This window comes from Caballeronia concitans, from assembly GCF_001544615.1.
In the GTDB taxonomy this organism is placed as follows: domain Bacteria; phylum Pseudomonadota; class Gammaproteobacteria; order Burkholderiales; family Burkholderiaceae; genus Caballeronia; species Caballeronia concitans.
On the sequence record NZ_FCNV02000014.1, the window covers coordinates 100,155 to 113,932 of the forward strand.

A 13,778-nucleotide genomic window follows, 5' to 3' on the forward strand; every position below is an offset into this window, starting at 1 on the left:
TGGACCGAGGCGCTGAAGCCGAGAAACAAGCAGTCACGCATGGGTGACGCGCGGCAGCGTCACCGAGAAAGTCGTCACATCCGCGCCGGACTCGGCTTCGATCGTTCCATGATGAAGCCTGGCTACGCAGTCGCAAACGTAGAGACCGAGGCCGAGGCCCGCCGCCGCGCCGCGCCGCTCAGGAGCGGTGTAGGTTCGCATCAGCGGATCGAAAAGCGCGCGCATTGCATGATCCGGGATAGGGTCTCCCGCGTTCGATACTTCGATTCGTACCGTCTCGTCTTCACCGATCGCCCTTAAGTGCACCTCGCCCCTTCCATGTTGAACCGCGTTGACGAGCAGATTCACCAGGATCTGACTGAGGCGCGCGCCATCCCACACGCCGCTCATATCGCCGCTGATGGTGAGTTGGATCGCAGCGTCGGGGTAGGATGCGCGCACTTCTTCGAGCGCGTGTTGACACAGTTGCTCGAGGTCTTGCGGGGAGACCGTCATCGGCAACGCCTCCCCCAAACGATCGCGCGTGAAATCGAGAAGGTCATCGATCATGCGCTTCATGCGCGAAGCACTGCGCCGCGCATTGTCGGCGGCCTTTATGACGATCGGCGGCGTGCCGGGGACGCGGCCGATCAACTCGACCGAATTGGTAATGGCAGACAACGGAGAACGCAGGTCGTGCGCGAGAATGCCCGACAACAGGGTGCGTTCCTTCTCCGTGCGCTTCTGATGCTCGCGGGCGGACTCCGTCAGCGCTTCATCGATGGCCTCGTTGAATCGAATCATCTGCTGGAAGGCGGCTGCCCCGCCCGAATCCGTCTCCTGCCACAAACGCAGGACCGTTGCACGCAACGCGCGATATTCCGCGATGATGTCGTCGAGGCTGAAGCCCTGCGACAGTCGGTCGTCGGCGTGTCGTTGGGCGGCGTCCTTGACGGCTGAAGGTGCCTCGGCGAACTCACCGCGTGACTTTGCAACCTGGCTGGCGCCCTCTTGCAGGGTACGCATGTCCGCGGCCACGCTGGACAGCAGTTGCACACCGGCTTTTTCCAGATCGATGACGGACAGCGGCCGCCCCTTGCCCGCCAGACGCAACGCCTGCTCCGCCCACTCTGTGACGATTGTCGGGATTTCTTGTTCGATGAAGGCGGAGAGGTCCATTTCCACTCTGGGCTCAATGACGGTCGCACTGCGGCCTGCCGGGTTTGCATGAGGATTTTGCCCTGCATCTTAACGAAAATCTCTCTCGGCGCGTGCAATTTACTCAGTCCGAGTGGACGAAACATGCATTACTTACCTGCTCTCGGTGATCCTTCCAGACGAGTTAATGCATTGGCGCATGTCGGTGCAATCCCTCGCGGCATTCGGTCGGCTAGTGCTTTATTACTGGCTAACTCACCGAATAACTCACTGACGCACAAGCTGTCCATGTTTTGTTCCGACGCGTTGTTGTCAGCGAGCCGCCGCATGGTCGCCTGAAGACGAGTCAGTGCAGCGTACGGCTGTCGCAGGATCAGGTACGAGCGAACCACGGCGAGGCATTGCCTGAGTTCGAGGTCGCAATGAAGCCACTCTTCACAAAGCCAGGCTATTTGATGGACTTCGCGCGTCAAAAGCCACTCTGCCCACTCGGGCTCCTCTCGTGCACGTCGTTCCAGAGATTCAATGAGGAAAAGAACGTCCGTGGACTTCATCGTTGCTCCATTCATCGAACCGGGGAAGTCATTCCTTGACGAAATCGCCTTGAGCAATTTGCAGACCGCATTGCCATGCTCGTTGATGACGGAGCGTCAAAGCCGGGCAATCCGGTCAGTGTCGATTGTCGGCCGGCCGCTGCGGGCACTCACTCGCTGTTTCATAAAGAAGCGCGTGCCGAGAGCGACACGGCAGCGCGACTGGACGCTGCTTTCAACATCCGTCAACTTACTGTTCTAGTCATTTTTTCAGACAGAGTTGGATCGCAACGACCGCTCGTAGAGGCGTTTAAGCGTTCTGGTCGAACGCATGACACTGGAAGCGACGCGAAAGCGAAATCAGCGCGGCGGCTGACACGGCTCAAGAATGAACCTTGAAAGCTTCGGTCAAGCACTCGCAAGACAACGGCAGTACCCATGCCCTATGGCGCGAACGCAAGTCCCCAAAGTTACTGTCAGTTCCGAAGAGAGGCAGGACCGAAACTTGCCATTCACCGCGTTTCTACCTTTGATTAGGCGCGTCGTATGTCTGAGCAGTCAAAACTTCCAATTATTGAAACAGGCATTCCGGAACTGGACGTCGTTCTTCGTGGCGGGCTTCCCAGGAACCGCCTGCATCTCATCGAGGGAGCCCCGGGCACCGGGAAAACCACGCTGGGTCTTCGCTTCCTGCTCGATGGCATAAGCCGTGACGAACGATGCCTGTATGTCACGCTATCGGAGTCCACCGAAGAGTTGAAGACCACCGCGAGCACGCATGGATGGAATACCGACGGCATCGAATTCTTCGAACTCATACCTGAGGAGGCGCTTCCCGAGCGGCAGCAAACGGTGCTGTTCCCGGCAGAAGTGCAGTTTGGGAAGACCATCGAGCAATTGATCGATCGAATCGAGCGATCGAATCCCGACCGAATCATTATCGACAGCGTCTCCGAAGTGCGGATGCTCGCGCAGGATCCTCTGCAATTCCGTCTGCAGATGACTTCGCTCAAGCGATATCTCCAGGGAAAGAACGTCACAGTCCTTCTGCTGGACGACTTGACCGAAACAGACAAGGGCGATCTTCACAGTCTCGTTCATGGCGTGCTGTCGTTGCGCCTCTTCGAGCGCGACTACGGCGCGGCGCGGCGGCGTCTGCGCATTGCGAAGATGCGCGGTGTCGATTTCCAGAGCGGATGGCACGACTATGCGATCGTCACGGGGGAAATCCTGGTCTTTCCCAGTCTGATTGCCGAGGAGCATGAGGGCGTCGTGCAGGGCGCACCGCTCCTCAGTGTGTTCGAGGACCTGAATGGTGTGTTTCCACAGGGACTGGATCGCGGAACGACAACCATGTTGATCGGCCCTTCCGGCGCGGCGAAGTCCACACTCGCGATGAGCTATGCGCTCGCCGCCACGCGAACGGGCGAATCCGCAAGCTTCTTCTCTTTCGATGAAACCTATGAGACGTTCCTGCGCCGCAACGAATCGATGAACCTCGATCCCACCGAAGCAATCCGTGCCGAGAAGTTCCACTGGCGGCGCATGAATCCGTCGCGGATTTCTCCCGGTGAGTTTGTCTGGCAAGTGAGAAGAGACGTCGAAGGCCGCAGAGTTCGCGTGGTCGTGATCGACAGTATCAACTCGTATCTCAGCACGATGCCCGAAGAACAGTCGCTGATACTGCACTTGCACGAGTTGCTCAGCTACCTCAACAAGCAGGGCATCGTGACGATCCTCGTGCTTGCGCAACAAGGCGTAGTGGGCGATGTCGAGAATCCCATCGATCTGAGCTTCCTGAGCGACACCGTGGTGCTTTGCCGCTTCTTCGAGGCAGCAGGCACCCTGCGTCGCGCCTTGGCCATCGTCAAGCGTCGCACCGGCGCCCACGATCTCGCGATCCATGAATATCGGCTGTCCTCTTCAGGCATGCAAGTCGGCCCCGAACTGACCGAGCTGCGCGGCATATTCACAGGGGTGCCCGTCTACACCGGTGCGCATGAGGAACTGCTGGACGCGGTGCCCGACGACGGAACACGCGATGAATCGACGAGCTAGCCCCATCATGGGTGCCATTGCGATCTGCGCGCCGTCGGGCGCCGATGCGGAGACCATCGCGCACGCGATCAACGCAATCGATCTGCAGACGCGCATTCTCGCCAGCCTGGACGAGCTGGGTGCGCGTCTGGCCGCGGAGGATGGCGAGGAGTTCGCCGGCCTTTTCGTGACGGAGGAGGCGCTGGTCGATGAACTCGCGCTTGCCGGCGCACTTCGTCAGCAGCCGGTCTGGTCCGACCTGCCGGTCATTATCCTGACCGTCGCCGGTAACCGTGCGAGCAGCCGCAAGCGCTGGGCACTCTTCAAGAGTCTGGGCAACGTCACGCTGCTCACTCGGCCGCTGCATCGGGAAGATCTCGAGAGCGCCGCGCGCGGCATTGTGAGAGCGCGCGCACGCCAGCACGAGACGCGCGCTCATCTGCTGGAAATGAAGCTGGCCGCGCGAGATCTCGAGGCGCGCGTGGAAGAGCGAACCGCTGCCTTGATGGAAGTTGAAGCCACGCTGCGGCAGTCGCAGAAGATGGAAGCAATCGGTCAGTTGACGGGCGGCCTCGCGCACGACTTCAATAACCTGCTCCAGATAGTTAGTTCGAATACCGAACTAATCAAATTGCGAATCAGACAGGGAAATGTCACTGATCTTGGGCGCTACGCGCACAATGTCTCGGGCGCAACCGAGAAGGCCGCCGCACTGACGCACCGTCTGCTCGCGTTTTCCCGCCAGCAAACGCTCGATCCAAAGCCGGTGGACGTGAACAGGCTGGTGCTCGAAATATCGGACCTGGTGAAGAGCACCGTCGGTCCCACCATCAAGGTAGAGACAAGGCTGCATGCGGATCCGATGCTGACTCACTGCGATCCGCCGCAACTCGAGAATGCGTTGCTCAACCTGTGCATCAACGCACGCGACGCCATGCCGAATGGCGGCCAGCTCCACATCGATACGGATCATGCAACGCTCGATGAACATCGTGCCAGGCGCTTCGGACTCGCGCCGGGCGATTACGTCTCGGTCGCGGTAACCGACAACGGAGAGGGAATGACGCCGGAGGTCGCGGAACGCGCCTTCGATCCGTTCTTCACCACGAAGCCGATGGGTAAAGGAACGGGGCTCGGTCTGTCGATGGTCTATGGCTTTACACGACAATCGCAAGGGCATGCGAGCATCGACACGGCACCCGGTCAAGGAACCACGGTGCGCCTATGGTTGCCTGAACTGAAAGCAGCGCGAGCCGCTACGCAGGATGCCGCTTCGGCCCGCACCGCAGTCGCATTGCCCGCCACCCTGACCGTACTGCTGGTCGACGACGAGACGGGTGTACGAACGCTCCTGGCTGAAATTCTCCGCGATGCAGGATACGAGGTGATCGAAGCAAACGATGGCGTCGAGGGGCTTGAAGTCCTGCACTCCGGAGCGACCATCGATATCGTCGTGACCGACGTTGGCATGCCTCGAATGAACGGCGTTGAGATGATCGAACGGGCGCGCGTTTCTCTGCCCGAGTTGAAGGTGCTTTTCATCACCGGTTATGCGCAACAGCAAGTGTCGCTCGAACAACAACTGGATCGAAATTCACACATGCTGACCAAGCCCTTCGCAATGAATGCCTTGCTTGAGCGGGTCGCGGTCATTGTGAAGTCGTCGTCGGGGCCATCGCCCAACTGATGCGTATGGCGTTCTGCGCCGCCGTCGGTGAATCAGGTCGCTGCGCTCGTCGGCGAACGACCCGAGTTTCTGCCGGCGTCCACGAACCATCACCGTGCGTTGCCGATGGCCGCGCGGACCGGATGGCCACCGATGTGCAGAATGTCGCCGTGCGTCGACGTCGAAGAGGAATTGAGCTGTGCCGCGATTCGCTCGAGTTCATCGAGCAGCGAAAGCAGTTGCGCCCGCTGAACCGGCGACGCGGCGGGCGCCTGGCGCAAGCTCTCGATGCGTTCGCGCCAATACGACACCGGCCATGCGACACTGCGATGCCAGTGCCGGGAGCGGATCATCCTTGCCAGATGATCGATTTCCCGCTCGATGAAAGGTTCTGTGATGTGAGTGAAGTCGCGTTGTTGAACCACGGTCGTGCCCCTGATGACAACTCTGGCAGGTGAACGCTTCGCGTCTTCCCGATGCCCTTGCTTCGCGGATGATGTTAGCATTTGCTTATCATTTTGATAAGCACGGCGGCATCGCTCGATCTTCTTTTTTTTTGCCCCCATGCTATGACCGAATCATCCCTTTCAATGGTTTCCACATGGCCCCAAAGAGCTTCGATGCCTATTTCCGCTTCCTGAATCTGGCTCACGCGGTCCAGGCGTTGCCCTCGGTGCCGAAACTCGACGCCCTCGAAGCACGTCTCCTGGAAGCACTCACGGCGTCGTGGCATGCGGGGCGCGCGCTGACGGTCACGGAAACGATGGCGCTATCGGCTGCCGGCGCGCCGGCCACCGTGCATCGCAAGTTGAAGAGTCTGAAGAACCAGGGTCTCGTATCCGTCGACGAGACCAGCGGCGATCTGCGCATCAAGACGGTCGCGCCGACGCCCGAGGCGCTGGAGTATTTCGAAAAGCTGGCGGCGTGTCTCGAAGAGGCGAAGCAACGCTAGGCGTCGCGGCAACGCCTTACCACAAAGCTGTGCAGGGAACGTTATAATTCGTCGCTTTCCGGCGCACACGCGCAGTAAATTTTTCCACCCAGGCCGAATTCCCTCCGGAGAGCGGGGATGGCCAGCAGTATCCGACAGCCTCTGTAGCAATCGCAGGTGTTGTGCTGCATCCAGACCGCGATTGTCATGTCCTTCCCGAGTACCGAAGTCGTTTATCGCCGCCATGCTTCGACGGCGGCGAGCGTGCTATTCCTGAGCCTCGTTCTTTCTGCCGGTGCTCGCGCGGATGAAAGCGATGCAGGCGCGCAACAGTTGAAGCCGGTCATCGTCAGGGCGGAAAAGCTGCCCGCGCCCGAAGAGCGCACGCCTGTCGCCATGAGCGTCTATGGCGATGCCTTCATCGACAGCACAGGCGTGAGCGATATCAAGTCGCTTGCCACGATCGCGCCGGACCTGAGCTATGCGCAGGTGCAGACGGTCGTGCCCGTGCTGACGATTCGCGGCATCTCCAGTCGCGACACGACCGAGGTCGGCGATCCGTCCGTGGTCGTCGTGACGGACGGCAGCTCGAACAATCGCCCGTATGCATTGAGCGCCACGCTCTACGATCTCGACCACATCTCGGTGCTGCGCGGACCGCAAGGCACGCTGTACGGGCGCAACGCGGTGGGCGGCATCGTCGATATCGTGACGGCGAAACCATCGCGCACTTTCGAGGGCCGCGCGTCCGTCGATCTCGGCAACTACGCGACGCGCAACCTGGAGGCGATGGTCAACGTTCCGATGAACGACGTCCTGCAGTTTCGCGTGGCCGCCATCTCGCGACGGCACGACGGCTATCTGAACAATGCGCCTCAGGCGGACGGTGACGACGAGAACACGCGCTCCGGACGGCTCTCCGTCGCGCTCGAGCCGACGTCGCATCTGCGCATGCTGTTCACCGCGCAACAGACGACATTGAAGGGCGTCGGCCCCGTCTCGCTCGATATTCCCTATATCTACGACGCGAACGGCAATGTCTCGCACGACAAGCCGCCCTTCCCGGCCGATCCGCGCACCTTCACGTATGCGACGCCGCAATCGCAAAGCATCGACGACACGACCGCGCGATGGACCGTCGCTTATGACTTCCGCAACGTCGAGCTGAGCTATATCGGCAGCTACGACAATCTGACCTGGCGTCACGCAGCAGACAGCAGCCCGAGTTTCGCCGAACCGGTGTCGTACCGGCAGAACGAGTTTCCGAAGACGCTGAATCAGGAAGTGCGCGTGAGCTCGCTCGGCAATGAGCGGTGGTCATGGCAAGCGGGCGTGTCGTACTTCAGAGAATCGTCATCGCTCAACAGCGCGAACGAATCGCCGTTCGACGGCGGCGTGTATCTGCCCACGCTCGCGTTCGCCTACGGCATCCGCACGACATCGACGGCGGCCTACGGCCAGTCGTCGTACCGCGTCACCGACAAGATCAAGCTGACCGCGGGCATCCGCGTCACCCGCGACGAAAAGAGCCGCGACGGCGAATACTTCTACGCCAATTCGAACGAGCCGCCGTTCGTGTATACGCACGTGCCGCAGGACAACTCCGGCACCTGGTCGAAGCCGACGGTGCACCTCGCGGCCGAATACGCGCCCACCTCGGCGGTGATGAACTACATCCGCTACGACACCGGCTACAAGTCGGGCGGCTTCTCTTCGTCGGGATCGTATGCGCCGGAGACGCTGAGAGGCATCGAGATTGGCACGAAGTCGTTGTGGAATTCGCAGCGCGTGCAGATCAACGCGAGCGTCTTCGACTATGACTATTCGGGCCAGCAGATCTCGCAGCTCGTGCCGTTCGCGGACGGGCGCACGGGAACGAGCATCGTCAACGCGGGGCGCACGCGCATTTATGGCGCCGACGCCGATATCCGCGCGCTCGTCGATCACGTCGGTCTGGTGACGCTATCGGTGGCGTGGCTGCACGCGCGCTTCACCGATTTCGTCGTCGACGACGGCAGCGGCCAGAATGTGCAGCTCGCCGGCAATGCGCCGCCGCAGAGCCCGGCGTTCACCGTCGGCTTCGGACTGGAACATGCGTGGACGACGGCGGCGGGACGCATCGTCGGCCGCGTGGACGCGAAGTTCCAGAGCGGCCAGCACTTCACGGTCTACAACTACGCGGACGATTACCAGAAGCCGTATCTGACCGCCGATCTCTCGGCGACCTGGATGCCGAACCGCAAGGACATCGAGTTGATGGCGTATGTCCGCAACGTGACGAATCAGCGTGTGTTCACGGCCGCCGAGGAGTACACGTTCGATGACTCGTACCGCTATGCGTTCGCCGCCCCGCGCACGTTCGGCGTGAAGGCGACTTACTTCTGGTGATGCGCGCGGCGGCGCGCATCGCGATGCGGATGAGCCTTACTCGGCGACCGCGTACCGTTCCAGCCAGTGAGCATAGGGCGCGGGAAGCACCCACGACGGCCGGTCGATCTTCAACTTCTTCGCCGCGTGATACGGCCAGTGCGGATCGGCCAGATGCGCGCGACCGATCATCACCAGATCGAGCTGCTCCTGCGACACGGCGCGTTCCGCGTTGACCGGCGAGTCGAAGCCCCAAGCCGAGGACACCGGAATCTTTGCCTCGCGCCGGACACGCTCCGCGACGGGCGCGAGAAACGCCGGCCCCCACGGAATGCTCGCCTTGGGCGTGGAGAATCCGATGCTCACGCTCAGCATGTCGAGACCGTCGCTGCGCAGCGCCTTCACCAGATCGATCGACTCCTGCAGCGTCTCTTCATCGCGACCGTCGTATTCAATGACCCCGAAGCGCGCCGTGAGCGGCAGGCGCTCCGGCCATACTTCGCGGACCGCTTGATAAGTCTCGCGCAGGAAGCGGCCGCGACGGACGGCATCGCCGCCGTACTCGTCGTCTCGCTGATTCGCGTGGACGGAAAAGAAGCTCTGCGCCAGATAGCCGTGCGCAAAGTGCAACTCGAGCCACTCGAACCCGGCTTGTTTCGCGCGACGGGCGGCGGCTGCAAAATCCGCCTTGACCCGCTCGATGTCCGCGAGCGTCATTGCCTTGGGCAGCTTCGGCAAGTTGGCGCCGAATGCGATTGCCGACGGCGAGAGGGTGTCCCAGCCGCGCCGGTCGTCGGCGGCGATATGGTCGTCGCCTTCCCACGGGCGATTGGCGCTTGCCTTGCGTCCCGCGTGCGCGATCTGAATGCCCGGCACGGCGCCGGCTGCCTTGATCGCAGCGGCGATGCGCGCCATTCCTTCGATTTGCGCATCGTCCCAGAGCCCGGTGCAGCCCGGCGTGATGCGGCCTTCCGGCGCGACGCCGGTGGCCTCGACGATCACGAGGCCCGCGCCGCCACGGGCGATGCTTGCGTAGTGTGCGAGATGCCAGTCGTTGACGAAGCCGTCGTTGGCGCGGTATTGGCACATCGGCGGAATGGCGATGCGATTGCGGAGCTTGACGTCTTTGAGTTCGATCGGTGAAAAGAGTGCGGACATAGTGTGTTCGGGTGAGCCCAGATCATGCGGAAGAGGAAGCATAAGGGTAAACGTGAATCTCTGCTCGGCACGCGGTCGCGAGACCGATTTCCCAGTCACGGCGTACAACGGGCGCAGTTCAATTCGAGGATGGCTGCGAATGACCGCGCGGTCCGTCCCATTTCATACGCACTACCAATTAACACCGTTGTGCAAACTCGTGTCGGAGCGATTGCAACTCATAATCCGCCGATATCCGCCGGGCTATTCCAGCTCTTCAAAAAGCCAGTCCTGAAAGCTCTTCACTTTCGGCAGGTCCACCGACGACTTGAGTAAGTTCAGCGTATACCCATTCACGCTCAACCCGTCGAACCCGAACGGCGCGACGAGCTTTCCCGCATCGAGCTCGCGCTGCACGAGCAGCAGACTCTCCAGACACACGCCGACTCCATCGACCGCCGCGCTGATCGCCATGAACGAGCGATCGAAGCGCGGTCCGCGCGAAATGTCGAGCGGCGTCTTCCGATGCATACGCATCCAGTCGCGCCATCCGACCAGACAATTCTCGCTGTGAATCAGCGTGTGATGCTTCAGGTCCGCCACCGTGCGAATCGGATGCTTCCCTTCCATCAGCGCCGGCGAACACAGCGGCACGATGGTCTCCGACGGCAGGTCGAGCACCAGCGTGCCCGCCGGTTGCAGCCTGCGCGCGCCGTATCGCAAGTCGATATCGACGGACTCACGCGTCAGATCGACGGGATCGTTCGACGCATTCAGCCGCAAATCGATGTCCGGATGCCGCGACGAAAAGCGCGCGAGCCGCGGCATCAGCCATTGCGTGGCGAAGCTCGGCGTCGAATGCACGGTGAGGATGTCGCTCTTGGCCACGCGCCCGATGTCGCGCGTCGCCTTCTCGATGCGCGCGAACGCCGCGCCGATCTCTTCCGCATAGTGCCGGCCGCTGTCGGTGAGGATCACCGCGCGATGCACGCGATGAAAGAGCCTCAGGCTCAACTGCTCTTCCAGCAGCTTGATCTGATGGCTGATCGCGGACGGCGTCACGAACAGTTCCTCTGCTGCAAGCGCGAAAGAGGAGAGCCTCGCCGCCGCCTCGAACGCTTGTATGGACTTGAGCGTCACGCGATTGTGCATTGCAGTGCTCGGATGAATTCAATTCAACGATGCGCCACTTTAATTCGTTTGAGCGCGGCTGTCTAAAGCAATACGCTTGAACCTACTCACTGGCCGCCGCGTTCGAGGGAATACCCGGAGTCGCGCGGGCCGCCAATAAAACGATGGAGACAACACGCGTGAACAACGACATCGCGCAACTCGCGGAGCATGCGCATCGCATTCGGCGCAACGCCCTTCTGATGGGCGAGGTGCAAGGCCAGGGCTATATCGGCCAGGCGCTCGATATCGCCGACGTGCTCGCGGTCGCCTATTTCGGCGCGATGAATCACCGCCCCGACGATCCCGCATGGGAAGAGCGCGATCGCTTTCTTCTGTCCAACGGTCACTACGCGATCGCGCTCTACGCCGCGCTCTTCGAAGCGGGTGTGTTGCCCGAAGACGAACTCGAAACCTACGGCAGCGACGACAGCCGTTTGCCGATGTCCGGCATGGCGAGCTACACGCCCGGCATGGAAATGTCCGGCGGCTCGCTCGGTCAGGGCCTGACGATCGCAGTCGGCCGCTGTCTCGGTCTGAAGCGCAAGGGCTCAACATCCTTCGTCTACACGCTTTTCTCCGACGGCGAACTCGATGAAGGCGCGATCTGGGAAGGCCTGATGTCCGCCGCGCACTGGAGACTCGACAACCTCATCGCCATCGTCGATGTGAACAACCAGCAAGCCGATGGTCCCTCGACGCAGGTCATGGCATTCGAGCCGCTCGTCGAGAAGCTCGAAGCATTCGGCTGGTACACGCAACGCATCGACGGCAACGACATCCGCGCCGTGAAAGCGGCATTCGACAACGCGCGCAACCTGAAGGAGGCGAAGCCGCGCATCATCGTGTGCGACACGAAGATGGGCTGCGGCGTGCCGTTCCTCGAGGAGCGCGAGAAGAATCACTTCATTCGCGTCGATCCGCACGAGTGGAAGCTCGCGCTCGAAGCGCTGGAACAAGGACGCCCGGCATGAATACGCGACTGAAAACCTCCGCGATGATCGCGTCCATCGCAGGCGAAGGACAGGTCACGCGTTCCGCACCGTTCGGCCACGCACTCGCCGAACTCGCGCGCACGAATGCGAACGTCGTCGGCATGACGGCCGATCTCGGCAAGTACACGGACCTGCATGTCTTCGCGAACGCATTTCCCGAGCGCTATTACCAGATGGGCATGGCCGAGCAACTGCTGATGGGCGCGGCCGCGGGCATGGCGCACGAAGGCGCGCAGCCGTTCGTCACGACCTATGCCGTGTTCGCGACGCGCCGCGCCTACGACTTCATCCATCAAACGATCGCGGAGGACAACCTCGACGTGAAGATCGTCGCCGCGCTGCCCGGACTCACGACCGGCTACGGTCCGAGCCACCAGGCCGCCGAAGACCTCGCGCTGATGCGCGCGATGCCCAACATGACGGTCATCGACCCGTGCGATGCGCTCGACATCGAGCAGATGGTTCCGGCCATCGCCGCGCACAAGGGCCCGGTCTATGCGCGTCTGTTGCGCGGCAACGTGCCCGCCGTGCTCGACGAATACGGCTATCAGTTCGAACTCGGCAAAGCGAAGCTCTTGCGCGGCGGCAATGACGTGCTGATGATTTCCACCGGCATCATGACGATGCGCGCGCTCGAGACGGCCAAGGCCCTCCGGCAGGACAACGTCGACGTCGCCGTGCTGCACGTCCCGACGATCAAGCCGCTCGACACCGCGACGATCCTGCGCGAAGCGAAGCGCACCGGCCGCATGGTGGTCGTCACCGAAAACCATACGACGATCGGCGGACTCGGCGAAGCCGTCGCGCGCGCCCTGCTCGGCGCGGGCGTGACGCCGCCCTTCCGCCAGATCGCCCTGCCCGACGCGTTTCTCGACGCGGGCGCGCTACCCACCTTGCACGATCGCTACGGCATCTCGACCGAAGCGATGTGCAACACCATCAAAGGCTGGCTCGGCTAAGCCTTCATCGACAACAACCACTGGAGATTCAAATCATGTCAGAGTCGCGTCTTCTCGAAGGCAAGGTCGCCGTCATTTCCGGAGCGGCATCGCCGCGCGGGATCGGCATGGCGACGGCGCGCATGTTCGCGAAGCACGGCGCGAAAGTCGCCATTCTCGATCTCGACGAAGCCGCCGCGCGCGAAGCGGCCGGCAGCATCGGCCCGGAACATCGCGGCTATGTCTGCAACGTGACCGACCGCGCCGCGTGCGACGCCGCCGTGGATCGCATCGTCACGGACTTCGGCGGCATCGACATTCTCATCAACAACGCGGGCGTCACGCAGGCCGCGAAGCTGCTCGACATCGACTCCGAAAGCTGGGACCGCATTCTCGACGTGAACCTGCGCGGCGTGCTGTATCTGTCGCAAGCCGTCGTCCCGGTGATGAAGCGCAACGGCGGCGGCTCGATCGGCTGCATGTCGTCGGTATCGGCGCAGCGCGGCGGCGGCATTCTCGGCGGCCCGCACTATTCCGCCGCGAAGGCAGGCGTGCTCGGTCTCGCCAAGGCGATGGCGCGCGAGTTCGGCGTCGACGGCATCCGCGTGAATTGCGTGACGCCGGGCCTCATTCAGACCGACATCAACGCCGGCAAGATCAGCGACGAAAAACGCGTCGAGATTCTCGCCGGCATTCCGCTCAATCGTCTGGGCGTGCCCGACGACGTCGCCGGCGCATTTCTCTTTCTCTCCGCGCCGATTTCCTCGTACATTACGGGCGCCGTCATCGACGTGAACGGAGGCATGCTGATTCACGGTTGAAACGCGCGGCATCGAATAACAACACTTATATCGACATCACCCGGTT

General features: G+C 61.8%; 12 protein-coding genes. 8 read left to right on the plus strand and 4 right to left on the minus strand.

Annotated elements, in window-relative coordinates; all coding sequences use genetic code 11:
- Window positions 1–33: 33 nt before the first annotated feature.
- Entirely contained in the window at window positions 34–1,158 is a 1,125-nt protein-coding gene (locus AWB72_RS24505; protein WP_040053475.1) for a sensor histidine kinase, read from the minus strand.
- 522 nt (window positions 1,159–1,680) lie between these two features.
- Here AWB72_RS24505 and AWB72_RS28980 point away from each other — a divergent pair.
- The 3 genes from AWB72_RS28980 (at window position 1,681) to AWB72_RS24520 (ending at window position 5,394) form a co-directional block, all read left to right on the plus strand.
- Complete coding sequence (locus AWB72_RS28980) at window positions 1,681–1,932, plus strand: hypothetical protein (RefSeq protein WP_159459401.1); 252 nt, start codon at window positions 1,681–1,683, stop codon at window positions 1,930–1,932.
- Window positions 1,933–2,216: 284 nt separating this feature from the next.
- On the plus strand, window positions 2,217–3,728 hold the full coding sequence (locus AWB72_RS24515; protein WP_040053477.1) for an ATPase domain-containing protein: 1,512 nt from the start codon (window positions 2,217–2,219) through the stop codon (window positions 3,726–3,728).
- Window positions 3,729–3,735: 7 nt separating this feature from the next.
- On the plus strand, window positions 3,736–5,394 hold the full coding sequence (locus AWB72_RS24520; protein WP_159459402.1) for a response regulator: 1,659 nt from the start codon (window positions 3,736–3,738) through the stop codon (window positions 5,392–5,394).
- Between the two features lie 89 nt (window positions 5,395–5,483).
- Here the strand turns inward: AWB72_RS24520 and AWB72_RS28675 are convergent, their stop codons facing one another.
- Window positions 5,484–5,939: a hypothetical protein gene (locus tag AWB72_RS28675; protein ID WP_143754681.1), complete on the minus strand. Its 456-nt coding sequence runs from the start codon at window positions 5,937–5,939 to the stop codon at window positions 5,484–5,486.
- Between the two features lie 35 nt (window positions 5,940–5,974).
- Between AWB72_RS28675 and AWB72_RS24530 the strand changes: the two genes are divergently transcribed.
- Both AWB72_RS24530 and AWB72_RS24535 read left to right on the plus strand, forming a co-directional pair.
- Window positions 5,975–6,325, plus strand: coding sequence for a MarR family winged helix-turn-helix transcriptional regulator (locus AWB72_RS24530; protein WP_040053479.1), 351 nt, complete (start codon window positions 5,975–5,977; stop codon window positions 6,323–6,325).
- A 186-nt stretch (window positions 6,326–6,511) separates the two neighbouring features.
- Window positions 6,512–8,692 (plus strand): TonB-dependent receptor, encoded by a 2,181-nt coding sequence (locus AWB72_RS24535; protein WP_040053480.1) that lies wholly within the window; start codon window positions 6,512–6,514, stop codon window positions 8,690–8,692.
- Window positions 8,693–8,728: 36 nt separating this feature from the next.
- Here the strand turns inward: AWB72_RS24535 and AWB72_RS24540 are convergent, their stop codons facing one another.
- Complete coding sequence (locus AWB72_RS24540; protein ID WP_040053481.1) at window positions 8,729–9,829, minus strand: NADH:flavin oxidoreductase/NADH oxidase; 1,101 nt, start codon at window positions 9,827–9,829, stop codon at window positions 8,729–8,731.
- A gap of 243 nt (window positions 9,830–10,072) precedes the next feature.
- The gene (gene gcvA / locus AWB72_RS24545; protein WP_040053482.1) at window positions 10,073–10,960 is read right to left on the minus strand and encodes a transcriptional regulator GcvA; all 888 of its coding nucleotides are present in this window, start codon (window positions 10,958–10,960) and stop codon (window positions 10,073–10,075) included.
- Window positions 10,961–11,103: 143 nt separating this feature from the next.
- On the opposite strand from gcvA, the gene AWB72_RS24550 reads away from it, so the two are divergent.
- From AWB72_RS24550 to AWB72_RS24560, 3 genes are read left to right on the plus strand one after another with little or no spacing between them, the layout of a single operon-like run.
- Window positions 11,104–11,952: a transketolase gene (locus AWB72_RS24550; RefSeq protein WP_040053483.1), complete on the plus strand. Its 849-nt coding sequence runs from the start codon at window positions 11,104–11,106 to the stop codon at window positions 11,950–11,952.
- Complete coding sequence (locus AWB72_RS24555; protein WP_040053484.1) at window positions 11,949–12,932, plus strand: transketolase family protein; 984 nt, start codon at window positions 11,949–11,951, stop codon at window positions 12,930–12,932. The genes AWB72_RS24550 and AWB72_RS24555 overlap by 4 nt, the downstream gene beginning before the upstream one ends.
- A 35-nt stretch (window positions 12,933–12,967) precedes the next feature.
- Entirely contained in the window at window positions 12,968–13,732 is a 765-nt protein-coding gene (locus AWB72_RS24560) for an SDR family NAD(P)-dependent oxidoreductase (RefSeq protein ID WP_040053485.1), read from the plus strand.
- Window positions 13,733–13,778: the final 46 nt, after the last annotated feature.

Coding starts and splice junctions, on each gene's coding strand:
- AWB72_RS24505 (WP_040053475.1), bottom strand. CDS start 1,158: ATGGACCTCTCCGCCTTCATCGAACAAGAAATCCCGACAATCGTCACA.
- AWB72_RS24515 (WP_040053477.1), top strand. CDS start 2,217: ATGTCTGAGCAGTCAAAACTTCCAATTATTGAAACAGGCATTCCGGAA.
- AWB72_RS24520 (WP_159459402.1), top strand. CDS start 3,736: ATGGGTGCCATTGCGATCTGCGCGCCGTCGGGCGCCGATGCGGAGACC.
- AWB72_RS28675 (WP_143754681.1), bottom strand. CDS start 5,939: ATGGGGGCAAAAAAAAAGAAGATCGAGCGATGCCGCCGTGCTTATCAA.
- AWB72_RS24530 (WP_040053479.1), top strand. CDS start 5,975: ATGGCCCCAAAGAGCTTCGATGCCTATTTCCGCTTCCTGAATCTGGCT.
- AWB72_RS24535 (WP_040053480.1), top strand. CDS start 6,512: ATGTCCTTCCCGAGTACCGAAGTCGTTTATCGCCGCCATGCTTCGACG.
- AWB72_RS24540 (WP_040053481.1), bottom strand. CDS start 9,829: ATGTCCGCACTCTTTTCACCGATCGAACTCAAAGACGTCAAGCTCCGC.
- gcvA (WP_040053482.1), bottom strand. CDS start 10,960: ATGCACAATCGCGTGACGCTCAAGTCCATACAAGCGTTCGAGGCGGCG.
- AWB72_RS24550 (WP_040053483.1), top strand. CDS start 11,104: ATGGAGACAACACGCGTGAACAACGACATCGCGCAACTCGCGGAGCAT.
- AWB72_RS24555 (WP_040053484.1), top strand. CDS start 11,949: ATGAATACGCGACTGAAAACCTCCGCGATGATCGCGTCCATCGCAGGC.
- AWB72_RS24560 (WP_040053485.1), top strand. CDS start 12,968: ATGTCAGAGTCGCGTCTTCTCGAAGGCAAGGTCGCCGTCATTTCCGGA.